The following is a 25302-nucleotide window of genomic DNA, read 5'->3' on the forward strand; positions in this document are numbered from 1 at the left end:
GGCTATCCTTTCAGGGATTCCTTGGTGGATGGCACCGCGTCGGGCTGGCGCGGATCGGGCTCCAGCGCCACGCGCAACGCCCTTGCCACCGCCTTGAAGCAGGCCTCGGCGATATGATGGTTGTTTGCGCCGTAATGGTTGGTCACATGCAAAGTGATACCGGCGTTCTGCGCCAGCGCCTGGAAGAACTCGCGCACCAGTTCGGTGTCGAAAGTGCCGATCTTCGGCGACGAGAAGGCGACGTTCCAGACCAGGAAGGGCCGACCGGAGACGTCGATCGCAGCCCTGGTCAGCGTCTCGTCCATGGCAAGGTCGATCGAGGCATAGCGCATGATGCCGCGCCGCTCGCCCAGCGCCTGGCTCAAGGCCTGGCCGATCGCGATCCCGGTGTCCTCGACCGTGTGGTGGTCGTCGATATGCCGGTCGCCGTTGGCCTTGATCGTCATGTCGATCAGCGAATGCCGCGACAGCTGGTCGAGCATATGGTCGAAGAAGCCGACGCCGGTCGAAATGTCGGCTTTGCCCTTGCCATCGACATGGACCGAAACCGAAATCTCGGTTTCCCTGGTCTTGCGGCTGACTTCGGCGGAACGCGTCATCGTCCTGTCCTTATTGCCCTGATCGGAGGCTTCGGGCTTGAAAACGAAAGCCTTCTATCAGCATGATCCAGCGATTGCCAGTTGCCATTCCGGTCGCTATCGGCCCTGCCGGACGGCGGTTTGCAATCGTTGGCCATGTGCATACATATGGCCGATAAAACTCACTCGTACCGCGCCAATCGCCTTCAAGGGATAGCGCGAATCGGAGCAATACATGTCGAATGAACTCACCATGCACGCCACGACGATCGTGACGGTGCGCAAGGGCAGCAAGGTCGTGATCGCCGGCGACGGCCAGGTCAGCCTCGGCCAGACCATCATGAAGGGCAACGCCCGCAAGGTGCGCCGCATCGGCAAGGGCGGCGGCGTCATTGCCGGCTTCGCCGGCGCTACCGCCGACGCCTTCACCCTGCTGGAGCGGCTCGAAGCCAAGCTCGAACAATATCCGGACCAGCTGACGCGGGCATGCGTCGAACTCGCCAAGGACTGGCGCACCGACCGCTATCTGCGCCGGCTGGAAGCCATGATGCTGGTCGCCGACAAGTCGGTCTCGCTGGCATTGACCGGCAATGGCGACGTGCTCGAGCCCGAACATGGCGTCATGGCGATCGGCTCCGGCGGCAATTACGCGCTGGCCGCGGCGCGCGCCCTGATGGACACCGACAAGGACGCCGAGGAGATCGCCCGCAAGGCCATGCAGATCGCGTCCGACATCTGCGTCTATACCAACAACAACTTCGTCATCGAAACGATCGACGCCGCCTGAACGACCATGATCCCGAAAAGTGGCCGCCGGTTTTCGGACAAGATCATGGTCAATCAGGAACAGGCCGGCCATGATCCCAAAAAGTGGGACCGCGTTGTTGGAGAAGATCATGGTCGATCAGGAACATAGCTACGATTTTCGGCCGGTCGACGAGAAAGACCTGCCGTTGATCGGCAGGTGGCTGCGCGAGCCGCATGTCGCCGCCTGGTGGGACGACCCGGAAAAGGAGATCGCCGAGATTCGCGAGCATATCGATTCGGTCTCGGTGGAGCCGCTGATCGTCGAGCTCGACGGCAGGCCGATCGCCTATCTGCAGAGCTATGACCCGCATCTGGAGGACGACCATCCCTATGCCGACCAGCCCTTCGGCACGCTGGGGGTCGATCTTTCGATCGGCCCGCCAGAGCTGGTCGGCCTGGGCCATGGCTCGGCCATACTGCGCCAGTTTGTCGAGGAACTGTTCGAGGAAGGCGCGCCGCGCGTCATCATCGATCCGCATCCCGACAACGCCCGCGCCATCCGCGCCTATGAGAAAGCCGGCTTCAGGCCGGTCGGTCGAAGGCAATCGCAATATGGTGACGTCATGCTGATGGCTGCCGACGCGAGCGAAGACGACGAAAATCCGGGGGACTGACCGAATGACCGCGCCCGAAGAGGACAAGACGCTTTCCGCCTATGAAGACAGCTGGCGCATGGGGCTTCTCATCGTGCTCGCCTTGGTCCTCGTCCAGGCCGGCGTGCTCTATGCAATGGGCCATCCGCCGATCTGCACCTGCGGCTACGTCAAGCTCTGGCATGGCGTGGTCAACAGCTCGGAGAATTCCCAGCACATCGCCGACTGGTACACCTTCTCGCACATCATCCACGGCTTCCTGTTCTACGCGCTGGCGAAGTTCCTCTTTCCGCGCTCGCCGATCGGGTTGAGGCTGGCCTTCGCCGTTCTCATCGAGGGCGGCTGGGAAATCCTCGAAAACAGTCCCTTCATCATCGACCGTTACCGAGCCGGGACCATCTCGTTGAACTATTTCGGCGACTCGATCATCAACTCGGTGTCCGACACGCTGTTCATGGCGCTGGGATTTGTGATGGCGCGAAAGCTACCTATATGGGTCATCGTGGCCCTGGCGCTCATCTTCGAGCTCGGCACGGGCTACATCATCCGGGACAATCTGACGCTCAACGTGATCATGCTGCTGCATCCGTTCGAGTCCATCAAGCAGTGGCAAAGTGGAATTTGAGTATTATGAGCACCTTTTCTCCCCGCGAAATCGTTTCGGAACTCGACCGCTTCATCATCGGCCAGAAGGACGCCAAGCGCGCCGTGGCCATTGCGCTTCGCAACCGCTGGCGCCGCCAGCAGCTGGAAGGCCAGATGCGCGAAGAGGTGATGCCGAAGAACATCCTGATGATCGGCCCGACCGGTGTCGGCAAGACGGAGATCTCGCGCCGCCTGGCGCGGCTCGCCGGCGCGCCCTTCGTCAAGGTCGAGGCGACCAAGTTCACCGAGGTCGGCTATGTCGGCCGCGACGTCGAGCAGATCGTGCGCGACCTCGTCGAGGTCGCGATCGGCCTGACGCGCGAAAAGATGCGCGAAGACGTCAACGCGCGTGCCCAGGTGAACGCGGAGGAGCGTGTTCTGGAGGCTCTCGTCGGCAAGACCGCGAGCCCCGCCACGCGCGACAGCTTCCGCAAGAAGCTGCGCGACGGCGAACTCGACGACAAGGAGATCGAGATCGAGGTGGCCGACACCGGCAATGGCGGCATGCCCGGTTTCGAGATTCCCGGCATGCCCGGCGCCAATGTCGGCGTGCTCAACATCAACGATATGCTGTCGAAGGCGATGGGCGGCCGCCGGACCAAGACCCGCAAGACCACTGTGCGCGATTCCTACGCGCTGCTGGTCAACGACGAGTCCGACAAGCTGCTCGATCAGGACGAGGTGGTCCGCCGCGCGCTGGAATCGGCCGAGAATGACGGCATCGTCTTCCTCGACGAGATCGACAAGATCGCCGCCAGGAGCGACATTTCGGGCGGCCCCTCGCGCGAGGGCGTGCAGCGCGACCTGCTGCCGCTCGTCGAAGGCACCACCGTTGCGACCAAATATGGGTCGATCAAGACCGACCATATCCTGTTCATCGCTTCCGGCGCCTTCCACGTCTCCAAACCGTCCGACCTTCTCCCGGAGCTGCAGGGCCGCCTGCCGATCCGGGTCGAGCTGCGCGCGCTGGAGAAGGCGGATTTTGTCCGCATCCTGACCGAGACGGAGGCGAGCCTCATCAAGCAGTATATCGCTCTGATGAAGACCGAAGGCGTGGAGCTGAGCTTCACCGACGACGCAATCGACTCGCTCGCCGGGATCGCCGTCGATCTCAACGCCAGCGTAGAGAATATCGGCGCGCGGCGCCTGCAGACCGTGATGGAGCGCGTGCTGGACGAGATCTCGTACGACGCGCCGGACCGCAACGGGACCCAGGTCGTCATCGACGCCGCCTATGTCGAGAAGCATGTCGGCGACCTGTCGCGCAACACCGACCTGTCGCGGTTCATCCTCTGAGCCCTTAAGGTTCGGGCGGGTCTTTCGGTCGGCCCGAATCGTCCGCTCCATGCAAGGTGTGGCCAAATGGAAGCATCCGGCCACCATTATTGGCGGCCGGCAGCAGCCCTCTCTCGACTCTGCCGGGCGCTTTACCTAGGTTGCCGCCGTTTCCGAAAGCAATTTCAGGAAAAGTGTCCAGCAGTTTTCCGCCTGAAATTGCATTCAATCAAAATGGTTGGGGTGGATCGGCGATGGCCGAGCCGCCCCAAGGCGGCGGCGCATGAAGAAATATCTACTCCTCTTGATTGGCCTCGTACTGGCGGCGGCGGTGACCACCGCCGATGCCGCGACAATGGTGCCGCCGGGCAATCGCAACGCCGTGCAGCCGGATATCCCGGGCGCCTCCAGCCGGCGCACCCAGGCAACAAACACCACCTTCCAGGCCAAGTACCGCAAGATCTACGCTTTGCTGCAGAACGATGCCGAGCTGCGCGGCAAGATCAGGAAGGTGGCGGCCGCCTATGGCATCGATCCGATGCATATCGTCGGCGCCATCGTCGGCGAGCACACCTACAATGTCGACGCCTACGACCGGCTGCAGACCTATTACGTCAAGGCTATGTCATATCTGTCGAGCAAGCTGAGCTTCGCCTATGAGGGTGAGGACGTCAGCGATTTCGTCCAGCGGCCGCAATTCAAGAAATGCGACGGCATGGGCGACAGCTATGATCTGTGGGAATGCCGCGAGCAGGTCTGGAACCAGTCCTTCCGCGGCAAGACGGTCGAAGGGACCAGCTTTCCCAACGACCGCTTCGGCGCCACTTTCTTCCAGCCCTATTACGCCGGCCAGACCTTCGGTCTCGGCCAGCTCAACCCGCTGACCGCGCTGCAGATGAGCGATCTCGTGCACAAGGTCTCGGGCCTGCCGAAGCTCGATGTCAATGATCCGAACGCGGTCTACAAGACCATCATGGATCCGGACCTGACGCTGCCTTACGTCGCTGCGACCATCAGGAAGTCGATCGACGCCTATCGCGGCATCGCCGGCTTCGACATCTCGCACAATCCGGGCCTCACCGCCACGCTCTACAATGTCGGCAACCCTGAGCAGCGCGCCTATGCGCTGAAGACCGAGAACGAAAAGCGCCGCGCCGCCGGCCAGCCGGAAAAGCTGCCCGAAGAGAACTATTACGGCTGGCTGGTCAACGACAAGCTGGATGAGCTGAAGGCGTTGTTTTAGTCGATTCTCTCAGGCCGCCAGCAGCGACTTCAGCTTGACCGTTTGCGATTGGAGCGCGTCGGGCGCCGGTCTCGCCCGCTTGGCGATCAGCATCTCCGCCAGCCGGATGTCGCGCGCCACCGCATTGCCGGGACCGATGCCGCTGGCGGCGACCAGTCGGCCGTCCTCGGCCAGGTGGAACAGGATGAAGGCGCCGTCGTCGAGGTCGCGCCGCACTGTCGAGCGACCCTCATCGGAAAGCCCGGCGATCTGCAGTGTCAATCCGTATTGATCCGACCAGAACCATGGCACGGCGGCATGCGCCTCGCCGGCGCCGAGCATGTTCTTTGCGGCCAGGGCGCCCTGTTCCTGCGCGTTGCGCCAGGCTTCGAGCCGCACCCGCCGGCCGTCATAGACGGCTAGCGGGAATGAACAGCAATCGCCGGCGGCCAGGATGTCCGGGTCGGCGGTGCGTAGTTGCTCGTCCACGGCGATGCCGTTGTCGATTGTAAGCCCGGCTTCGGCTGCAAGCGCCGTCACCGGCACGGCGCCGATGCCGATCACCGCGAGATCGGCGATGATCTCGTGCCCGTCTGCCAGCGTGATGCGAACGGCGCCATTGTCGGCGACAGACGTGATGCCCTGGCCGGTGAGCACCTTCACGCCTTCGGCCTCATGCGCCTTGCGGATGATTTCGGCGATCTCGGCCGGCACGCCCCGCATCAGGATGCGCGGCTGCGCCTCGATGACTGTGACGATGGCGCCGAGCTTGCGCGCCGCCGCCGCTAGCTCGAGGCCGATGAAGCCGCCGCCGATGATAGCGACGCGGTTGCCGGCGCCGAGATGGGCGCGGATGGCCAAGGCGTCGTTGAAGGTCCTGAGATAGACGCAGCGTCTCCCGAGACCCGGCATGATCAGCTTGCGCGGCACCGACCCTGTCGCCAGCAAGAGCTTTTCATAGGGCAGGGAAGTGCCGTCCGACAGCTGCACGGTATTGGCCGCTCTGTCGATCGCGATAGCCCGGACGGAATGGATGTGACGGATCGAGCGCTCGGCCAGTTGCTCGTCGCTGGCGATCGCCTTGATGGCCGGCGCCCCGCCGGTCATCGCTTCCTTCGACAGCGGCGGCCGCTCATAAGGCAGGTGCGGCTCGTCGCCGACCAGCGTGATCGGCCCCTCATAGCCGAGATCGCGGAGCGCAAGCGCCGCGCGTCCGCCGCACTCGCCCGCTCCGACGATCACCATCCCCGCCATGATAGTCACCCGATCTGGATCAGGACTTTTCCGCCGTCGACCCTGACCGGATAAGTCCTCAGGTTGATGCAAACCGGGGCGCCGCGCGCATCGCCGGTCTTGTAGTTGAAGCGGCCATTGTGCTTCGGGCATTCGATGATCTCGTCCATCACCAACCCGTCGGCCAGATGCACCTTTTCATGCGTGCACAGACCGTCGGTGGCGAAATACTCGTCGTCCGGACTGCGATAGACGGCGAAAGTGCGGCCGGCATGGTCGAACCGCATCACGTCCTCTTCATCGATATCTCCGGCCGCGCAGGCCTCGACCCAATTGCTCATCCCGTCCTCCGGCAAGTTCCTGGTTGTCCGGTGCTGGCGTTGCGGTTCATTCCGCCGCCGCCGCCATCGGATTGTCGGTGTGCAGCTCTTCCCGGTAGGGCTTCGCCGTCGCCGGCAAGTCGCGCTTGATGAAATAGTCCTCGTTGCGCAACTGGCGCAGGAAGGCCGGGATCATCTCGCGGTAGCCGGCCATGATCGATGGCGTCGGCTCTGGCAGGTCGTGCTTGATCAGCTCATGCAGCTTCGGCAGGGCGTGATAGGGCACCATCGGGAACATGTGGTGCTCTACATGGTAGTTCATGTTCCAGTAGATGAATCGGCTGATCGGGTTCATGTAGACGGTGCGGCTGTTTAGCCGATGGTCGGTGACGTTCTCGGCCAACCCGCCATGCTGTAGCAGCCCGGTCATGACGTGATGCCAGGCGCCGTAGAGCCGTGGCAGGCCGACCAGCATCAGCGGCAGCCATGAGCCGCTATAGATCGCCAGCGCGATCGTCGTGGCGTAGATCGCCGACCAGATCCGCGCGATACGGATCGCCTTCGGCTGCTCCTGCTCTGGAATGAAGGTCTTCTCCGCGGGACTGATGATGCCGGCGGCATTGCGCAGCATGTCGGTCATTGCATGCCAGGCATCGCGAATGCCGAAGAAATTCAGGACAATGCGCACGAGGTCCGGCGGCCGCATGACGGCGATCTCCGGATCGCGACCGACGATGATGGTGTCGGTATGATGTCGCGTGTGGCTCCAGCGCCATGTCACCGGATTGCGCATGATCATGAAGCAGGCGAGCTGGTAGACGGCATCGTTCATCCACTGCGTGCGGAACGCGGTGCCGTGGCCGCATTCGTGCCAGCGGGAATCGGTCGAGGAGCCGTAGAGCGTGCCGTAGACGAACAGGAACGGCACGCACCACCAGCTGCCCCAGAACCAGGCGCCGCCCGCGCCGCTGAGGATCAGCGCTCCGAGCCAGATGACTGTGTCGCGGATCGCCGGCTGGTCGGAGCGCTGCATCAGCTCCTTCATCTGCTTGCGCGGGATCTCGGTGTGATACCACTCGGCCGCCGCCAGTCCGTTCTCGACAGCGAGCTTGGCATCGCGGCCGGTCAGGCTGTAGTCGCGTGGCGACGCCGCTGAAGACGTCATGGCCGTCATTGAACTTCCTCCAAAACGTGCCTGGCGAACGGCACCGGCAGGCCCGGGCGCGTCCATGGCCGCTCTCACTTCAACATACCGCCGGCCTATGATAGTCTCAACATCAGAAAGATAGTTTCTATCATTTCCTATCAGATTGATGTATCGTAAGGTGGATCAGCGACGGAGCATTCATGGCAAAGCGGCCGACCATTACCGATCTCGCACGCGTCTCGGGCGTCAGCGTCGCTACCGTCGACAGGGTGCTGAACAGTCGCCTGCCGGTTCGCGAGGAGACTGCGCGCAGGGTCTACGAGGCCGCCACCGAGATCGGCTATCACGCGGCGGGGCTGATCAGGCAGCGCATGCGCCAGGAATTACCGGAATATCGGCTCGGCTTCCTGCTGCTCAGGGGAAACGATGTCTTCTATGGCGATTTCGCCAGGGAACTGGAACTGGCGGTCGCACAGTCGCAGCGGTTTCGCGGCACCGCCACGATCGACTTCGCGGCTTCGCTGGCGCCTGACGACATCGCCGCCCAGATGCGCAAGCTGGCGGCCAAATCGAAAGCCATCGCCGTCGTCGGGCCGGATCATCCGACGCTGACGGCGGTCGTGGAGTCATTGAAGGCGAGGGGGCAGCCTGTCTTCTCGCTGCTGTCCGACTTCGCCGCCGGCATTCGCGAGGGTTATGTCGGTCTCGACAATCGCAAGGTCGGGCGCAGCGCGGCCTGGATGATTGCCAAGGCGGCCAGCAAGCCCGGCAAGGTCGCGCTTTTCGTGGGCAGCCACCGTTTCCACGGCCATGAGCTGCGCGAGATCGGCTTTCGTTCCTATTTCCGCGAGCACGCGCCGGACTTCAACGTGTTGGAAACGCTGGTCAACCTCGAGGCGAACGATGTGACGCATGACGCCATGCTCGATCTCCTGGCGCGCCACCCCGATCTTGCCGGCTGCTACGTCGCCGGCGGCGGCATGGAGGGCGCGGTCTCGGCGCTGAGGACGGCGCGTCCGGCCGAGATGCCGGTCGTCATCTGCAACGAGATCAACGCCGTCTCGCGCGCCGCGCTCGCCGACAACATCCTCACCATGGTCATCTCGACGCCGCTTGCGTCGCTCTGCCGGGAGCTCGTCGGACTGATGGCGCATGCCATCGAAAGCGGGGCTGCCAATGCGCCGGGGCAGACCTTCCTGCCCTTCGATATCTACCTGCCGGAAAACATCTAGGCCGCCCGGGTGATGTAATCCATCAGCGTGACGGATTCTCTCACGACCGCTTCCCGCGATTCCCGGCGCGGGTTTCGCGGTCATCGTTTTCCTCGCGACGATCATGATCGAAAAACCGGCCGCGCCGTTCGGAATCACCCTTGACGTTTCCAAACGAAATGGAATAAATATTTCACTAGGCAGGCTTTTTGGTTCTTTCGTTCCGAAGCTTCCGGTTCGAACGGAGGAGGAGGGCGTTCCGTCGAATTGGCGACGCCGCATGGCCGCAGGGAGATTCCCCGGGCAAACCGGGGATTCCGGTTCAAACGGGTGCAGCCGGACACCGAGTGGAGGAGAAACAAAATGAAGAAACTGCTTTTGGGCGTCGCGCTTTCGGCGCTGATGTGCTCATCCGCCTTCGCCGCCAAGATCGGCGTCTCGATGGCTCTTTTCGACGACAACTTCCTGACCGTCCTGCGCAACGGCATGATCGCGCAGGCCAAGGGCATGAGCGGTGTCGAGCTTCAGGTCGAGGACGCGCAGAACGACGTGGCCAAGCAGCTCGACCAGATCAAGAACTTCGCCGCCTCGGGCGTCGATGCCATCATCGTCAACCCGGTCGATACCTCGGCCACGCAGGCGATGTCGGACGCGGCCGCCGCGGCCAAGATCCCGCTGGTCTATGTCAACCGCGAGCCGGTCAATGTCGACAAGCTGCCGGACAACCAAGCCTTCGTCGCTTCGAACGAGGCCGATTCCGGCACGCTCGAGACCAAGGAAGTCTGCCGCCTTCTCAAGGAAGCCGGCAAGAAGGAAGCGAATGTCTATGTGATCATGGGCGAGCTTTCCAACCAGGCCGCCGTGCAACGCACCAAGGACATCGAGGAGGTCATCGCCACGCCGGACTGCAACTTCATCAAGATCATCGACAAGCAGACCTCGAACTGGAAGCGTGACGAGGCGCAGAACCTGATGACCAACTGGCTGTCGTCCGGCAAACCGTTCGACGGCGTGATCGCCAACAACGACGAAAGCGCCATCGGCGCCATCCAGGCGATGAAGGCCGCCAATATCGATATGAAGTCGGTCGTGGTCGGCGGCGTCGACGCCACCCAGGACGCGCTGGTTGCCATGCAGGCCGGCGATCTCGACGCAACGGTATTCCAGGACGCCGCCGGCCAGGGCGCCGGCGCGCTCGACGCGGCGTTGAAGCTCGCCAAGGGCGAGAAGGTGGATAAGAAGGTCTACATCCCGTTCCAGCTCGTGACGCCGGCGAACATCGACAAGTTCTTGAAGAAGAACTGAGGCGCCTCGATACGGGGCGGCGCGTCCAATCGGAACAAGCGCGCCGCTCCGCCCTTCCTCTTGCCCGCGCGGGAGGCCGGACAGCTGCGCCCCGACGGAGGAAAAAGACGTGTCACAGACATCGCATGGCATTGGCGGGCTGAGCTATGACGCCAGGAAGCGCCCCTGGCCGGCCGAGTTCAACGTGTTCCTGGCCCTTGTCATCCTTGTCGCCGGCTTCGAGCTGATCGGCCGGCTGTTCCTCGGCGACAGCTTCCTGTTCAACACCCGCGAGAACGTTTCCGGGCTCTTCAACGAGCAGCGCCTGCAGATCATCATCCTTCAGGTATCGATCGTCGGCATCATCGCCATTGGCGTCACCCAGGTCATCATCTGCGGCGGCATTGACCTCTCCTCGGGCTCGATCGTCGGCGCCACCGCCATGATCGCCATGAGTTTCGCGCAGGTCGCGACCGTCAACGGCAATCCCAATCCCAAGGCGATGTTTTTGGCACAGGGCTGGACCGACCTGCCGGTCATCGTGCCGCTGCTGGTCGCCATCGGCTGCGGCCTTTTCGCCGGCCTGATCAACGGGCTTCTGATCGCCTACACCCGCATCCCACCCTTCATCGCCACGCTCGGCATGATGGTCACCGCGCGCGGCATCGCCAAATGGTGGTCGAAGGGCCAGCCGATCTCCTTCCCGACCGACAGCTTCGCGGCCATCGGCAAGGGCCTGATGCCCGTCGTCATCTTCATATCGCTGGCGATCCTGTTCCAGCTCATCCTGACCTACACGAAATACGGCAAGCACTGCTACGCCATCGGTTCCAACGAGGATGCCGCGCGCATGTCCGGCATCAAGATCGCCAACCATAAGGTGCTGGTCTATGCCATCGCCGGCATCCTGGCGGCTATCGCCGCGGTGGTGCTGTCTTCCAAGAACCTCACCGCGCAGGCCGGCATGGGCGTCATGTACGAGCTCGACGCCATCGCCATGGCGGTCATCGGCGGCGTCTCGCTGTCGGGCGGCCGGGGCTCGATCATCGGCACCGTGATCGGCTCGCTGATCTTCGGCGTCATCATTTCCGGCTTCACCTTCCTGCGCCTCGACGCCTACTATCAGGAGATGGTGAAGGGCGTGATCATCGTCGGCGCGGTCGTTCTCGATCAATGGCGCCAGCGCCGCCGCGCGATAGGAGCTTGACCATGTCCGACATCGTTCTGAAGACCGAAAACCTCACCAAGCATTATGGCGGCGTGCACGCGCTGCAGGAGGCGAATTTCGAGCTCCGCAAGGGCGAGCATGTCGCCATCATGGGCGACAACGGCGCCGGCAAGTCGACCTTCGTGCGCCAGATCACCGGCGTCGAGCAGCGCACCGGCGGCAAGATCTGGTTCGACGGCAAGGAGGTCAATTTCTCCGGCCCGATCGAGGCGCGCGAGGCGGGTATCGAGACAGTGTTCCAGAACCTCGCTTTGGCCGACGACCTCGACGTTCCGTCGAACCTGTTCCTCGGCCGCGAGAAGGTGCTGTTCAACCTCGGTCCCTTCTCGATCCTCGACCGCAAGGCGATGCGCAAGGCGACCGAGGCGGCACTCGTCCGCACGGCGGTGAAGATACCCAACCTTTCCAGCACCATCCGCCACATGTCGGGCGGCCAGCGCCAGTGCGTGGCGATCGCACGGACCGCGACATTCGCCTCCAAGCTGATCATCATGGACGAGCCCACCGCGGCGCTCGGCGTCCAGGAGACGGCGCAGGTCGAGAACATCATCCGCACGCTGAAGGAGAACGGCGAGCCGCTGATCCTGGTCAGCCACAACATGCGCCAGGTGTTCGACCTGGTCGACCGCATCGTCGTCTTCCGCCGCGGCAGGATCGTCGCCAACCTGCGCAAGCAGGATACCGACGGCAACGACATCGTCGCCTACATCACCGGCGCCAAGGCCGGAGAGGCGGAGCTTCGGGCCGCCTGACGGGCGCCACGACGGGATCACCAATCGTCCGCGCCAGGAGGCGCGGCATCTTTCAGAACCGCCCTCAAAGGACATTCCATGACACTCCGCTTCGCTCTCCTTGGCGCCGGCCGCATCGGCAAGGTGCACGCCCGCGCCGTCGGCTCAAATCCTCAGGCAAAACTGGTCGCCGTGGCGGATGCCTTCGAGAAAGCGGCGACGGAACTGGCCTCCGCCTTTGGCGCCGAGGTACGCACGATAGACGCTATCGAGAAGGCCAAGGACATCGACGCCGTCATCATCTGCACGCCGACCGACACCCATGCCGACCTGATCGAGCGTTTCGCCAAGGCCGGCAAGGCGATCTTCTGCGAGAAGCCGATCGATCTCTCCGTCAAGCGGGTCGAAAAATGCCTGGCCGTGGTCGAGAAGACCAAGGCCACGCTGATGGTCGGCTTCAACCGCCGCTTCGATCCGCATTTCGCCGCCGTGCGCAAGGCGATCGACGATGGCGCAATCGGCACGGTCGAGATGGTCACCATCACGTCGCGCGATCCGGGCGCCCCGCCGCTCGACTATATCGCCCGCTCCGGCGGCATCTTTCGCGATATGACCATCCATGATTTCGACATGGCGCGCTTCCTGCTGGGCGAGGAGCCGGTTGCGGTCAGCGCTCATGCCTCAGTGCTGGTCGACAAGAAGATCGGCGAAGCCGGCGATTTCGACTCGGTCAGCGTCATCCTCGAAACCGCCTCCGGCAAGCAGGCTGTCATCTCCAACTCGCGCCGCGCCACCTATGGCTATGACCAGCGCATCGAGGTGCATGGCTCCAAGGGCATGGTCGCGGCCGAGAACCAGCGCCCGGTCTCGATCGAGCTCGCCAACGACAAGGGCTACACGCGCCCACCGCTGCACGACTTCTTCATGACCCGCTACATCGACGCCTATGCCAACGAGATCGCCGCCTTCATCGCGGCCAAGAGCGCCGGCAAGAAGGCTTCGCCCAGCGGCAAGGACGGCCTCATCGCGCTGAAGCTGGCTGATGCGGCGCTGAAATCGGCCAAGACGGGCAAGACCGTCCGTATCGATTGAACGTTAGAAACACGGATTGGGAGCACAGCGATGAACGGTTCGGCCGGTCGCAATTCACAAACGCGCGCCATCGTCACCGGCGGCGCGCAGGGCATCGGCTTCGCGGTTGCCCAAGCCTTGGCGGACGAGGGCTGCAGGGCCCTGGCGCTGATCGGCCGCTCGCAGGAGAAGGGCGACAAGGCGGTGGCGACGCTCAAGAAGAGTGGCGTTGATGCCATTTTCATCAGTGCCGACGTCGCCAAGGTCGCCGACTGCAAGCGCGCCGTCGCGACGGCGCTCGCCCATTTCGGCACGTTGAACGCGCTGGTCAATGCCGCCGCCACCTCGGCGCGCGGCTCGCTGATCGAGACCTCTGAAGAACTCTTCGATCAGATCTTCGACACCAATGTGCGCGGGCCGTTCTTCCTCATGCAGGGCCTCGTCGCGCATCTCCTGGAGCGCAAGGCGCCGGGCTCGATCGTCAATGTGCTTTCGATGTCGGCGCATGCCGGCCAGTCGTTCCTCACGCCCTATTCGGCCAGCAAAGGCGCGCTGATGACGCTGACCAAGAATGTAGCGAGCGCCTATCGGAAGAACCGCATCCGCTGCAACGCCGTGCTGCCGGGCTGGATGGACACCGAGGGCGAGGCGATCGTGCAGAGGAAATGGCACGGAGCGTCGAGCGACTGGCTGGAAAAGGCCGAGGCCGCGCAGCCGATGGGTCAACTGGTCAAGCCTGCCCAGCTTGCACTGCTGATCACCTATATGCTGAGCCCGCAGGCCGGCGTCATGACCGGCTCGCTGGTCGATTACGACCAGAACATTGCCGGCGTGATAGGAGAGTAGTGACAAGCGCTCCGGCATCGATTATATGACCCGCATGATCCACCTGACCGCCTCGTTTTGGTACTTTAGCTACGGTAGCTCGCTGGCGGCGGGAGGATTGCGCTCGATCTGAAAATTCCAGATCAAAATCCGACAAGCCGCCAGACCTGGCGGCTTTTTTGTTTCAGCCGGCAGGTCTCCTAACCAGGAGCAGAAAGCCGTGTTGACCACCACAGACGACCTTCGGGTCAGAGAACTCAAAGTCCTGAGCACGCCGGACGACGTGATGCGCGAGATACCGCGCTCGCTCACGGCGACACGCACCGTTGCCGCTTCGCGCAACGCCATCCATTCCATCCTCACGGGGGCCGACGATCGACTGGTGGTCATCGTCGGCCCTTGTTCCATCCACGATCCGGTCGCCGCCGTGGACTACGCCAGCCGTCTGGCGGCGCTGCGCGAGGCCCTGGCCGACCGGCTCGAGATCGTCATGCGCGTCTATTTTGAGAAGCCGCGCACCACGGTCGGCTGGAAGGGTCTCATCAACGATCCCGATCTCGACGGCAGCTTCAACATCGACAAGGGCTTGCGCATGGCTCGCAACGTTTTGTCGGCCGTCAACAATCTCGGCCTGCCGGCCGCGACCGAGTTCCTCGACATGACGACGCCGCAATACATCGCCGACCTCGTCGCCTGGGGCGCCATCGGCGCTCGCACCACCGAAAGCCAGATCCATCGCGAGCTGGCCTCGGGCCTTTCCTGCCCTGTCGGCTTCAAGAACGGTACCGACGGCAATCTCAGGATCGCTGGCGAAGCGGTGAAATCGGCCGCCCAGCCGCATCATTTCATGGCGGTGACTAAGGACGGCCGCAGCGCCATAGCCGCGACCACCGGCAATGAGGACTGCCATGTCATCCTGCGCGGCGGCATTCAGCCGAACTACGATGCCGCAAATGTAGAGGCCGCCGCCGCCGAGCTTGGCCGCATCGGCCTCGCGCCGCGGCTGATGATCGATGTCAGCCACGCCAACAGCGCCAAGAAGCCGGAGAACCAGCCGAAGGTCGCCCATGATGTGGCGGGCCAGGTCGCGGCTGGCGACGAGCGCATCATTGGCGTCATGATCGAGAGCAATCTCGTCGCGGGCCGCCAGGATGTCGTGCCAGGCAAACCGCTCGTCTACGGCCAGAGCATCACCGATGGCTGCATAGACTGGGCGACCACCGAGACGGTGCTGCACGGCCTTGCCGGCGCCGTCGAGTGGCGCCGGTCGGTGAAGCGCGAGATGCTCGCCAGCCGTCAGGGCGCGGCTTGAACAAATGGAGAGGGCGGCGCTCACGCCGCCCTCAACCCTTCCCAGGCGGTGAATAACGAGACCGCAAACAGCAGCAAGCCCGCCAGGCGTCCGGCGAGAACGGTTGCGCCGGGATTGGCCACAAGCATCCGCCTGCTGCGCCCCGCAGTGACGGCGAGCCCGCCATAGATCGCGGCCTGCGTTGCGATCGTCAGCAATCCCATGACGGTCGCCTGCATCCAGATCGGACCATAAGCCGGCTTCAGGAACTGCGGATAGACGGCAAGGATGAAGAGATAGGCCTTCGGATTGATCAGGCAGGTGACGAACCCCTGGCGAAACGCTTTCCAGGCAGAGCGGCTGCCCGCGGGCTCGTCGTCGCCCACGGTGATCGAGCTATGCATCAGCGAAATGCCGATATAGGCCATGTAGGCGGCGCCGGCGACCAGCAGCGGCGTGAACAGGACCGGCACGAAATGCATGAGCAGGCCAACGCCCACCGCGCCGTTCAGCGTATGCACCGCTCCGCCGAGCATGATGCCGCCGGTGGCGGCCAGGCCTCTGTTGCTGCCGCCGGTCAGTGCATTGGCCAGCACGAACAGCATGTCCATGCCGGGAACGGCGATGATGCCGAACAAAAGAACGGAGAAAAGCCAGAGGTTTTCGGCGTAGCTCATGTCAGTTGCCCCTCGAATGACCTGTCCGCGCAAGAAGGAATCTGTTGATTTTCAAGCCGGTAGGCGGCTCTATAGGTCACCCCAACTGACGGGGGTGTGTCAGTTGCGTTTTGGTCGGCTCAAGGAAATGCGCAAAGCCTCGCGCCTGTTCGAGATTATCCAGATCCTGCGTCTGGCCAGGAAGCCGGTGACGGCGGCGACTATTGCCGAGCGGCTGGAAGTGACGGTGCGCTCGGTCTATCGCGACATTGTTGCCCTGCAGGCGATGCGCGTCCCGATCGAGGGCGGGCGCGGCATCGGCTACATCCTGCGCCCCGGCTTCGACCTGCCGCCGCTGATGTTTTCCATCGAGGAGATGGAGGCGATCGTGCTGTCGTTGGCATTGCTCGAGCGCACCGGCGACCAAGAGCTCAAGCAGGCCGCGAAACGCGTCGGCGCCAAGATCGCTGGCGCGGTGCCGCCGCCCTTGCGCCAGGCCCTTGACGCCAACGCGCTGCATGCCTGGGGTTTCGCGGCGCCTTCAGCTTCAGCCGTCGACCTCGCGCTGGTCCGCCGCGCCATTCGCGACGAGGAGAAGCTGAGCCTGTCCTATCGCGACGAGGCGGGCCGGGCGACCGAGCGCACCATCCGCCCGGTCGCGCTGATCTATTATGCCGAGACCGCCAACATCGTCGCCTGGTGCGAGTTGCGGCAAGCCATCCGTAATTTCCGCAGCGACCGCATCGAGGACTGCCGACTGGCCGGCTTGTGGTTCAAGGGCGAGGGCGACCGGCTGCGGCAGGTGTGGGTCGACGGCTGGGAAATCAATGCCTCGACCACCGCCGGCGATTGACGGGTTGAAGGCTTTCAACGAACTGGCCCATTCACCACGGCCGAACCGATGATTCTCAGGGCACGATGCTGCGGCAGGCCCACGCGACATTGGCGAAGGATCGCGGGCCATCGGGCCGGCCGGCCTGGTAGGCATCGCGGACGGCGGCCTCGACGCGCTCCCGCTCCGCCGCGTCCAGCGTGGTCATGTATTTGCCGAGCGGGCCTTCGCCGGCGCCGATCGGCGCCCAGTAGTCGTCGAAATTCGCGTAGTCCATGCGGATCATCAATTCGGCTTCTGTGACGTCGACCAGGCCTTGCTCGACAAAGGTCCGCTTCATCTCGCCCGGCTGCATCATCGGCTGGAAGCAATAGCGGCTGCGCATCTGTCGCCCGCTTTCGCTGAGCGCGGCCACGGTGTCGATCATCATGCGCATGCCGGCCATGCCGCCATAATGATCCCAGACCACGGCCGCCACCACGCCGCCCGGCCGCACCACCCGGCGCATCTCGGCCACTGCCTTGCCGGCCTCCGGCACGAAATGCAGCACAAGCAGCGCCAGCGCGCGGTCGAAGGCATTGTCGGCGAAAGGCAGCGCCGTGGCGTCGGCCTGACTGATTGTGACGCGCGGATCGGTGTTGAGCTGCCTTGCCGCCTCGACGAAGACGGGCGAGAAATCGATGGCCTGGATCTCGGCAAGATCAGGGGATTTCGCCAGCTCGAAGGTGAGACTTCCGGTGCCGCAGCCGACATCGAGAATTTTCTCGCCGGCGGCTAGGCCCGTGAAGTCGATGAATTTGGTCGCCAGCCGCCGGCTCCAGCGACCCATGAGTTGCTCGTAACCGGATGCTGCATGGACCGTGAAGGTGGACGTCATCTGAGCCTCCCATTGATGAGCGTAAGCTAAACGACGGCGCAATTGCTGCATAGGCGCCAGGTAATTGCCAACATTGGCAGCGATGGTAGCCTGAATGGGCCGGTGCCTTATGTAGGCGACTTCACGTCCGCCACGCTCTCCCGTTCCACCAGCGGGCATTCCAGCTTGGTGATGGGATACCTGCCGCGGCCGGGCGTCGGCGGGGTTTCGAGCTGCTCGATGGCCCATTGGCCCATCGCCAGATGCGGCAGGATCGAGGTCGTAAGCGGCGGAAAGAGATGGCGGGCGATTTCCTCGTCGTCATAGCCGACGACCGAAATGTCCTGCGGAATATGCAGGCCGGCTTCCTTCAGCGCCTCGTAGCAGCCGATGGCGGTGCGGTCGTTCTGGCAGAAGATGGCGGTGGGCCGCTCCTTGAGCCCCAGCAGCTTGACCGTCGCGGCATAGCCGGCGCTGGCCGACCAGTCGCCCTCGACCACCAACTCCGGGTCGAACGGGATGTCGGCGGTGGCCAAGGCGCGGCGATAGCCCTTCAGCCGATCCTGCGCCGCCTGCATCCACGGCTCGCCGGTAATGGTGGCGATGCGGCGATGGCCATGGCTGATCAGATGCCTGGTGGCGCTCTGGCCGCCGGCGATCTCGGAGGGAACCACCGCCGGGAAGGCGTAGTCGGCGGTGTAGCAGTTGAGCAGGATGACCGGGATGTCCAAGCTGTAGAGGAAATCCGGCGCGGCGATCTCGCGGGTGAAGATGGTCATGTAGATCAGCGCCGAGATGCCGCGCCTCGTCAGCGCTGATATCGCGCGCGGTTCCATCACCGCATCGCCCATGGTTTGCGCCACCAGGAGCACATTGCCGGCGTTCCACGAGGCCTGCCGGGCGCCCTCGATGGCGACCACCGCCTCGGGGCTGGTGGCAAGCTGGTCGACGGCGAAGCCGATGACGCCGTCCAGGCCCTCGAACGGGGTCACCGGAGGCCGCAGCGCCGAAAAGACCGGCGGCGAATAGCCCAGCGCCCTGGCTGCCTCGATCACCCGGTCGCGTGTCTGCTGCGACAGCCTGATGCCCGGCGAATTGTTGAGCACGAAAGACACCGTCGCCTGCGAGCAGCCGGCGGCGCGCGCGATGTCGGTCATGGTGACACGTCCCTTGGGCTTGGCGGCCTGCTTGCGGCGCCTGGAAGGGCCTGTAGGATCGCGCAGTTCCGTCGGTTCACTCATGGTCGTTTCCCAAACCAGCGGCCTCTAGAGCAAAGGCGGCGGCGACGGCAAGATGGTCGAGGTTGATGCGTCTATCGAAAACGCGCTTCACTAATAGATATTAGTGCAGCGACGTCCTAGTCGCCAGCCACGCCGCATCACGACGAAACCGGCCGAACAAGGTCAGCAACACTGACAATTCCTCTGCCTTCCGTGCGGTTCCAGGCTCTTGCCGCGGGCTCTCTCCCACTCCCGGCGCGCCTTCCGATGAGCGTCTCCTCCGCTTCGAAAACGCGCGCCCGAGCTTCATAACTAATACTATTTACTAATAGCCGTAAGCGTTCTACTGTCAACTCGTCGTAACCGTTCGGGCTTCCGCTCGGTGCCGGCAGGTGTGAAGGCCGCTCGCTCGACATCGGCGAAATCGCCGGATCGGGTCTGTGCTTCATCTCACGAAAATGTCAGACAAATCGGACTATTTACGAACGCCACATGAGTGTCTAGTGTCTCGACCGCGGCCGGATCGGCACCGTTCTTAAGTCGGCGGACCTTTGCGCCAAACCCTTGAGGAGGAGGGTTGTCCAACCGCAGCCGAGACATCTGCGACGAGTTCCACAAGGCAAGTTCTACAAGGGAGGTTGAACTATGAAATCCATGATCCGTAACGCATCTGTCGCCGCGGCGGCTCTGCTTGTCGGCCTGTCGGTAAGCGCCAGCGCGCGCGCGGACGACAAGCCGACGCTGGCCTTCGTCGTCAACGGTGCGTCAGACTTCTGGAAGGCGGCGGAAGCCGGCGTGAAGAAGGCGCAGGGCGAACTACCCGACTACAATCTCGAGCTGAAATATCCGGAACAGTCCTCGGTCGCCATCCAGCAGCGCCTGATGGACGATCTGGTGACGGCAGGCGTCAAGGGCATCATGGTCTCGGCCGTGGATCCCAAGACCTCGACCGACGGGCTGAACAAGATCGCGTCGGAAACCGCTCTCTTCACCACCGACTCCGACGCCCCGCAGACCAAGCGCGTCGCCTATATCGGCTCGTCCAATGTCGATGCCGGCAAGCAGGCGGCCGAGATCGCCAAGAAGGCGATGCCCAATGGCGGCAAGTGCCTCGGCTTCGTCGGCCTGCTCGGCGCTGACAACGCCAAGGAACGTATCCAGGGCATGAAGGACGGGCTTGCCGGCAGCAAGATCGAGCTTGTCGACGTGCGCGGCGACGATATCGACCAGGCGCGCGCCAAGAAGAATGTCGAGGACGCGCTGGTCGCCAGCCCGGACATCACCTGCATGGTCGGCTTCTATTCCTACAACACGCCGCGCATCTATGAAGCGCTGCGCGACGCCGGCAAGCTCGGCCAGATCACCGTCGTCGGCTTCGACGACGATCCGATCACGCTGGGCGGCGTCAAGGAAGGCACCGTCGCCGCGACCGTCGTGCAGCAGCCGTTCGAATGGGCCTATCAGGGCATGAAGCTGATGGCCGCCTATCTCAAGGGCGACAAGTCGGGCATTCCGTCCAATGGCCTGATCATCATCCCGACCAAGATCATCGGCAAGGATGATGTCGACGCCTATGCCGCAAACCTGAAGGCGATGCAGGGCAAGTAAACCTGGCACGGTCGCGCCGGCTCAAGGGCCTCCTTGAGCCGGCGTTCGTATTGACGGACCCGCCAAGGCCCGTCAATCTGTGCTCACCGGCTGCTGTCAGGCGCGATGACCTCTAGCGATACCAACCAACCGATCACCGCTCCGTTCCTGAGCCTGGAAGCCGTGCGCAAGACCTACCCGGGCGTCGTCGCCCTGGACGGGTTCTCCATGCAGGTCCGGCCTGGCGAGATCATCGGTCTGGTCGGCGAAAACGGTGCCGGCAAATCGACGCTGATGAAGATCCTCGGCGGCGTGACGCGGCCGGACAGCGGCACCATCAGCGTCGATGGCGTGGCGCATGACGGGCTGACCGTCGAGCAGAGCATCGGCTCCGGCATCGCCTTCGTGCACCAGGAGCTCAATCTCTTCGAAAATCTCGATGTCGCCGCCAATATCTTCTTCGGCCGCGAACCTCTGCGCGCCGGGCCGCTGAAGCTGGTCGACCGCGCGAAACTGCGCGACATGGCGGCGCCGCTCCTGAAGCGCGTCGGCGCCAACTTCTCGGCCGACGCGCCAGTGGCCTCGCTGTCGCTTGCCCAGCAGCAGATGGTCGAGATCGCCAAGGCGCTGTCGATCAGAGCGCGGCTGGTCATACTCGACGAGCCGACGTCCAGCCTGCCCACCGCCGAGACGGAAAAGCTGCTCGAGGTCATCAATGGCCTGAAGGCCCAAGGCATCAGCGTCATCTTCATCTCGCATCGGCTGCATGAGATAGAGCGCGTCGCCGACCGTGTCGTGGTGCTGCGCGACGGCACGCTGGCAGGCACGCTGGCGAAGAGCCAAATCAACCACGACGAAATGGTCAGGCTGATGATCGGCCGCATGCTGAAGGAGCGCGAGAAGGCCGGCGAGGCGGCGCGCGCGCCGGGCAGCGTCGCGCTGTCGGCCGACGCGATCCGCACCAGCGCCTATCCGGACCGGCCGGTCAGCATCGAGCTGAGGCGCGCGGAAATCCTCGGCCTCGCCGGCCTGGTCGGTTCCGGCCGCACCGAACTGGCGCGCGTGCTGTTCGGCATCGACGAGCGGCTGGCCGGCAGCGTCACGCTCGACGGCAAGCCGCTCGATGTCGGCTCGGCGGCGGACGCGGTGGCGAACGGCATCTTCCTGGTGCCGGAGGACCGCAAGCTCACCGGCATATTGCTCGATCTGTCGATCGCCCAGAACATCTCGCTACCCAATCTGCCGGCGCACGCCAGCCACTCGCTGGTATCGGCCAGCGCCGAACTCGCGACGGCCGAACAGCAGAAGAAGAATCTCGGCATCAAGGCGCCGTCGGTCGCGACCCGCACCGGCACGCTGTCGGGCGGCAACCAGCAGAAGGTGGTTCTGGCCAAGTGGCTGGCGATGAATCCGAAGGTGATGATCCTCGACGAGCCGACGCGCGGCATCGACATCGGCGCCAAGGCCGAGATCTACGGGCTGATGCGGGCGCTGGCCGATGCCGGCGTCGCCGTGCTGATGATCTCCAGCGACATGGAAGAGGTGATCGGCGTGTCGGACCGCATCGCGGTCATGCATGAGGGGCAGATCTCCGGCATCCTCGACAAGGACGATTTCAGCCAGGAGAACGTGCTCTTGCTGGCGGTCGGCAAGAAGCCGAAACTGTTGCAAGCGGCGGGAGGAGCGCAATGAGCAAGAAAGATCTCGGCCTGCTGATCCTGATCCTGGTGGTCGGCGCGGTGGTGACAGCCATCAACCCGCGCTTCCTGTCGGCGATCAACCTCGCCAACACTTCCAACCTCGTCGCCCTGTTCGGAATCCTGTCGATCGGCCAGGCCTTCGTCATCATCACCGGCGGCATCGAGCTGTCGGTCGGCTCGCTGATAGCGCTGCTCGGCACGCTGTTCATCGACTTCATCGCGGTGCGCGAATTGGACTGGCCGTTGGCCTTCGTGGTGATCATCGTGCTCGGCGCCGTCATCGGCTTCGTGCATGGCTGGCTGATCACGCGACTGAAGCTGCAGCCTTTCGTCGTCACGCTGTGTGGGCTGCTGATCTATCGCGGCGTGGCGCGTTTCTACACCGCCGACGGCACTGCGGGCTTCGCCTTCGGGCAGAATTTCCCGACGCTCGAATTCCTGACCGCGGGGCGCTCCTATGGCTTGCCGAACAGCTTCATCGCGCTGATCGTGATTGCCATCGTCATGTGGGTGGTGCTGCACCGTTCGGTGTTCGGCCGCTATCTTTACGCCATCGGCAAGAATGAGGAAGCGGCGAAGTATTCCGGCATCCGCACCGGCAGGGTGATCATCGCGGCCTATGTCATCTGCGGCGTGCTGACGGCGCTGTCGGCGATCTATTTCGCCATGTACACGCGCTCGATCTCGCCGGCGAGCCACGGCCAGTTCTATGAGCTCTATGCCATCGCCGCGGCGGTGCTCGGCGGCTTCTCGCTGCGCGGCGGCGAAGGCTCGCTGGTCGGCGTCATCCTGGGCACCGTGCTGCTGCAGGAACTGCAGAACCTCGTCAACCTGCTCGGCATCCCCTCATCGCTCAATTTCGCGGTGATGGGCGGCGTAATCCTGATCGGCGTGCTGGTCGACCAGCAATGGGGCGTCTTCCGCGCCCGCCGCCGCATGATGGAAGCAACGCGCCGCAATATCGCCGGCGCGCCTGCGGAGTAGCTTCCTCCTTCAGACCGCCGCCCTGATTGGATCGACGCGCGCCGGCTTTCATAGCGAGAGCCCGAAGCGCACTTAAGAACGTGAGCACTAGAAGCGCAAGTCGCCGCCGCTTGTAGGCCTGCCTGACCTGAATATCGGCATACCTAGATCATGTCTGACAGGTCGGAGAACGCCATCGCCTTGCGCAGCACCTCGGCGAAGCGCTCTCCGGCGATATCCTTGTCGCCGCTGTTGTCGATCGAGGTCACGTCCGGTCCCGTCAGCTTGACGCTCGCGCTGCGCGCCAGGCGGGCAAGCACCTCGCCGCGCGATTCACGGCCGCGCGCCGCCAGCCGCTCGGCGAGGATCTCGGGGGCCGCGCTGATCTCGACCACGGCCAGATTGGCGTAGCGTTCGCGCAGCGCGGGGATGACCGCGCGCGACACGTTGGCCACTACCACGTGGCCGTTCGCCACGGTCCAGTCCACATCGGCCGGCAGGCCGTAGCGCAGGCCGTGGGCGTCCCAGCACAGCGAGAAGGCGCCGTCGGCCTCCGCCTCGGCGAAGGCGGCATCGGCCAGCGTGTCGTGGTCCTCGCTTGCCGCGTCGCTCTGCCTGGTGATGACACGGCGCACGAATTCCAGCCTCGTCTCGCCGGCGAAGCGCTGCTTGGCGTAGCCGATCACCGTATCCTTGCCGGCGCCGCTCGGGCCGACGACGGCGACGAAGACGCCGTTGCGGATCGGCAGGCTCCCGGCCAGCTCGCGCTCGATGAGGGCCGAGACCATCATGCGACCCGGCTGCCCTGGCGCCACACCGTGCGCACGACCGGCACATGGTCGTCGACGCGCACGCGCACCAGATCGGCGCGGCGACCGGACTCGATGACGCCACGGTCGCCAAGGCCGATCGCCTCGGCCGGATTCTTCGAGACCATCGCGACCGCCTGCGGCAGTGTGATGCCTTCGACCACGTCGCCGAGGAAGAAAGCCGACTGGATCAGGCTGAAGGGAATGTAGTCGGACGACAGGATGTCGAGCAGGCCTTCGGCCGCAAGCGTGCGAGCCGAGACATTGCCGGAATGCGAGGCGCCGCGCATGACGTTGGGCGCGCCCATCAGCACGCCGAGGCCGGCCGCCTTGGAGGCCTTGGCCGCCTCTTCCGTCGTCGGGAACTCGGCGACGCGCACGCCCTGCTCGATCGCCTCGTCGACATGGCCGGAAGTCGCGTCGTCATGGCTGGCCAGCACGATGCCGCGCTCACGGCAGGCGGCCGAGATGAAAACCCGGTTCGGGCCTGAGTTGCGGGCCGATTCCGCCATCCGCTTGTCGCAGAATTTCTGGAAGTCGCGGTCGGTCAGCTTCAGCTTGCGCTGGTAGTAATAGGCATAGGTCTCGAGATTGACGAACTGGCGCTGTCCGGGCGCATGATCCATCAGCGAGGCGAGCTTCACCCTGTCGTCGGTCTCGAAGTTGGCGAAGGCCTCGAGACAGTCCGGCGCCGAGACCTCGCAGCGCAGATGGATGAAATGGTCGGCCCTGAGCCGATCCTGGCGCACGCTGTCCTCGATCGCGTCGGCCAGCTTGCGGACGTCGTCGGACTTCAGGTCGGCGTCGTCGTCCATGCCGACGCGCAAGGCGTCGAGCACCGTGGTGATGCCTGCGGTCGCCACCTGGGCGTCATGGGCGAGCACGGCGGCGATCGGGTTCCAACGCACTTTCGGGCGCGGCGCATAGTGGCCTTCGAGGTGGTCGGTGTGCAGTTCGACGAGGCCCGGGATGATATAGTCGCCGCCCATATCCTCGCCGGTGCGGGCAGCCCCCGGCTCCACGGCGGCGATCAGGCCGTCGCGCAACAACAGCGAGCCCTCGACGATTTCGTCGGGCAGCACGATGCGGGCATTGGTGAGAACTGTTTCGGCGGTCATCTCGGGCGGTCCTATCTCGGCGGTCGGTCGGCTATCGGACTAGAGCTTTTCCAGGAGAAGTGCTTGGCGGTTCTCCGTCCGGAATTGCCTAAACAAAGAG

At 64.0% G+C, this 25302-nt stretch carries 25 protein-coding genes; 16 read left to right on the top strand and 9 right to left on the bottom strand.

From position 1 onward, the window contains the following. Positions 1–2: 2 nt before the first annotated feature. Positions 3–599, bottom strand: a complete 597-nt coding sequence (hisB, locus tag ACR64R_RS23305) for an imidazoleglycerol-phosphate dehydratase HisB (RefSeq protein ID WP_487358605.1) — start codon at positions 597–599, stop codon at positions 3–5. Positions 600–813: 214 nt separating this feature from the next. Here hisB and hslV point away from each other — a divergent pair, with 214 nt between their 5' ends. The 5 genes from hslV to ACR64R_RS23330 all read left to right on the top strand — a co-directional run bounded on the left by hslV (position 814) and on the right by ACR64R_RS23330 (position 5141). Then, entirely contained in the window at positions 814–1365 is a 552-nt protein-coding gene (gene hslV, locus ACR64R_RS23310; RefSeq protein WP_487358606.1) for an ATP-dependent protease subunit HslV, read from the top strand. A 109-nt stretch (positions 1366–1474) separates the two neighbouring features. Continuing rightward, on the top strand, positions 1475–1999 hold the full coding sequence (locus ACR64R_RS23315) for a GNAT family N-acetyltransferase (RefSeq protein WP_487358607.1): 525 nt from the start codon (positions 1475–1477) through the stop codon (positions 1997–1999). A 4-nt stretch (positions 2000–2003) separates the two neighbouring features. After that, positions 2004–2603: a DUF2585 domain-containing protein gene (locus ACR64R_RS23320; RefSeq protein WP_487358608.1), complete on the top strand. Its 600-nt coding sequence runs from the start codon at positions 2004–2006 to the stop codon at positions 2601–2603. A gap of 5 nt (positions 2604–2608) precedes the next feature. Next, positions 2609–3919: an ATP-dependent protease ATPase subunit HslU gene (gene hslU, locus ACR64R_RS23325; protein WP_487358609.1), complete on the top strand. Its 1311-nt coding sequence runs from the start codon at positions 2609–2611 to the stop codon at positions 3917–3919. A 262-nt stretch (positions 3920–4181) separates the two neighbouring features. Next, on the top strand, positions 4182–5141 hold the full coding sequence (locus ACR64R_RS23330; protein ID WP_487358610.1) for a DUF1402 family protein: 960 nt from the start codon (positions 4182–4184) through the stop codon (positions 5139–5141). A gap of 9 nt (positions 5142–5150) precedes the next feature. Here the strand turns inward: ACR64R_RS23330 and ACR64R_RS23335 are convergent, their stop codons facing one another. Genes ACR64R_RS23335 through ACR64R_RS23345 form a run of 3 tightly spaced genes read right to left on the bottom strand, consistent with a single transcriptional unit; the run spans position 5151 to position 7838 of the window. Beyond that, positions 5151–6365: an NAD(P)/FAD-dependent oxidoreductase gene (locus ACR64R_RS23335; protein ID WP_487362524.1), complete on the bottom strand. Its 1215-nt coding sequence runs from the start codon at positions 6363–6365 to the stop codon at positions 5151–5153. 14 nt (positions 6366–6379) lie between these two features. Next, positions 6380–6694, bottom strand: a complete 315-nt coding sequence (locus ACR64R_RS23340) for a MocE family 2Fe-2S type ferredoxin (RefSeq protein ID WP_487358611.1) — start codon at positions 6692–6694, stop codon at positions 6380–6382. 46 nt (positions 6695–6740) lie between these two features. Continuing rightward, positions 6741–7838 carry a fatty acid desaturase family protein gene (locus ACR64R_RS23345; protein ID WP_487362525.1) on the bottom strand — a complete coding sequence of 366 codons (1098 nt, stop codon included), beginning with the start codon at positions 7836–7838 and terminating at the stop codon, positions 6741–6743. Between the two features lie 182 nt (positions 7839–8020). Between ACR64R_RS23345 and ACR64R_RS23350 the strand changes: the two genes are divergently transcribed. The 7 genes from ACR64R_RS23350 to ACR64R_RS23380 all read left to right on the top strand — a co-directional run bounded on the left by ACR64R_RS23350 (position 8021) and on the right by ACR64R_RS23380 (position 15482). After that, positions 8021–9052, top strand: a complete 1032-nt coding sequence (locus tag ACR64R_RS23350) for a LacI family DNA-binding transcriptional regulator (RefSeq protein WP_487358612.1) — start codon at positions 8021–8023, stop codon at positions 9050–9052. A 342-nt stretch (positions 9053–9394) separates the two neighbouring features. Beyond that, the gene (locus tag ACR64R_RS23355; RefSeq protein WP_487358613.1) at positions 9395–10336 is read left to right on the top strand and encodes a sugar ABC transporter substrate-binding protein; all 942 of its coding nucleotides are present in this window, start codon (positions 9395–9397) and stop codon (positions 10334–10336) included. Positions 10337–10445: 109 nt separating this feature from the next. Continuing rightward, positions 10446–11522, top strand: coding sequence for an ABC transporter permease (locus ACR64R_RS23360; RefSeq protein WP_487358614.1), 1077 nt, complete (start codon positions 10446–10448; stop codon positions 11520–11522). Between the two features lie 2 nt (positions 11523–11524). After that, positions 11525–12295, top strand: a complete 771-nt coding sequence (locus tag ACR64R_RS23365) for an ATP-binding cassette domain-containing protein (RefSeq protein WP_487358615.1) — start codon at positions 11525–11527, stop codon at positions 12293–12295. Between the two features lie 78 nt (positions 12296–12373). Beyond that, positions 12374–13366, top strand: a complete 993-nt coding sequence (iolG, locus tag ACR64R_RS23370) for an inositol 2-dehydrogenase (protein WP_487358616.1) — start codon at positions 12374–12376, stop codon at positions 13364–13366. A gap of 30 nt (positions 13367–13396) precedes the next feature. Then, complete coding sequence (locus tag ACR64R_RS23375) at positions 13397–14191, top strand: SDR family oxidoreductase (RefSeq protein ID WP_487358617.1); 795 nt, start codon at positions 13397–13399, stop codon at positions 14189–14191. A gap of 199 nt (positions 14192–14390) precedes the next feature. Continuing rightward, entirely contained in the window at positions 14391–15482 is a 1092-nt protein-coding gene (locus ACR64R_RS23380; protein ID WP_487358618.1) for a 3-deoxy-7-phosphoheptulonate synthase, read from the top strand. 20 nt (positions 15483–15502) lie between these two features. On the opposite strand, the gene ACR64R_RS23385 is transcribed toward ACR64R_RS23380, so the two are convergent. Further along, positions 15503–16138 (bottom strand): LysE family translocator, encoded by a 636-nt coding sequence (locus ACR64R_RS23385; RefSeq protein WP_487358619.1) that lies wholly within the window; start codon positions 16136–16138, stop codon positions 15503–15505. 127 nt (positions 16139–16265) lie between these two features. Here ACR64R_RS23385 and ACR64R_RS23390 point away from each other — a divergent pair, with 127 nt between their 5' ends. After that, positions 16266–16970 carry a helix-turn-helix transcriptional regulator gene (locus ACR64R_RS23390; protein WP_487358620.1) on the top strand — a complete coding sequence of 235 codons (705 nt, stop codon included), beginning with the start codon at positions 16266–16268 and terminating at the stop codon, positions 16968–16970. Positions 16971–17025: 55 nt separating this feature from the next. Here the strand turns inward: ACR64R_RS23390 and ACR64R_RS23395 are convergent, their stop codons facing one another. Then, positions 17026–17826: a class I SAM-dependent methyltransferase gene (locus ACR64R_RS23395; RefSeq protein WP_487358621.1), complete on the bottom strand. Its 801-nt coding sequence runs from the start codon at positions 17824–17826 to the stop codon at positions 17026–17028. A gap of 107 nt (positions 17827–17933) precedes the next feature. Further along, entirely contained in the window at positions 17934–19046 is a 1113-nt protein-coding gene (locus ACR64R_RS23400; protein WP_487358622.1) for a LacI family DNA-binding transcriptional regulator, read from the bottom strand. Between the two features lie 624 nt (positions 19047–19670). On the opposite strand from ACR64R_RS23400, the gene ACR64R_RS23405 reads away from it, so the two are divergent. From ACR64R_RS23405 to ACR64R_RS23415, 3 genes are all read left to right on the top strand, one after another. Further along, on the top strand, positions 19671–20633 hold the full coding sequence (locus tag ACR64R_RS23405; protein ID WP_487358623.1) for a sugar-binding protein: 963 nt from the start codon (positions 19671–19673) through the stop codon (positions 20631–20633). Positions 20634–20738: 105 nt separating this feature from the next. Next, the gene (locus tag ACR64R_RS23410) at positions 20739–22304 is read left to right on the top strand and encodes a sugar ABC transporter ATP-binding protein (protein WP_487358624.1); all 1566 of its coding nucleotides are present in this window, start codon (positions 20739–20741) and stop codon (positions 22302–22304) included. Further along, on the top strand, positions 22301–23296 hold the full coding sequence (locus ACR64R_RS23415; RefSeq protein ID WP_487358625.1) for an ABC transporter permease: 996 nt from the start codon (positions 22301–22303) through the stop codon (positions 23294–23296). The genes ACR64R_RS23410 and ACR64R_RS23415 overlap by 4 nt, the downstream gene beginning before the upstream one ends. 143 nt (positions 23297–23439) lie before the next feature. Here ACR64R_RS23415 and phnN read toward each other — a convergent pair whose 3' ends face one another. Together phnN and ACR64R_RS23425 are read right to left on the bottom strand one after the other, a co-directional pair. Further along, on the bottom strand, positions 23440–24066 hold the full coding sequence (gene phnN / locus ACR64R_RS23420) for a phosphonate metabolism protein/1,5-bisphosphokinase (PRPP-forming) PhnN (RefSeq protein ID WP_487358626.1): 627 nt from the start codon (positions 24064–24066) through the stop codon (positions 23440–23442). Continuing rightward, positions 24063–25202 (bottom strand): alpha-D-ribose 1-methylphosphonate 5-triphosphate diphosphatase, encoded by a 1140-nt coding sequence (locus ACR64R_RS23425; RefSeq protein WP_487358627.1) that lies wholly within the window; start codon positions 25200–25202, stop codon positions 24063–24065. Before ACR64R_RS23425 ends, phnN begins: the two co-directional genes overlap by 4 nt. Positions 25203–25302: the final 100 nt, after the last annotated feature.

This window comes from Mesorhizobium sp. MC2-1-1, from assembly GCF_057597255.1.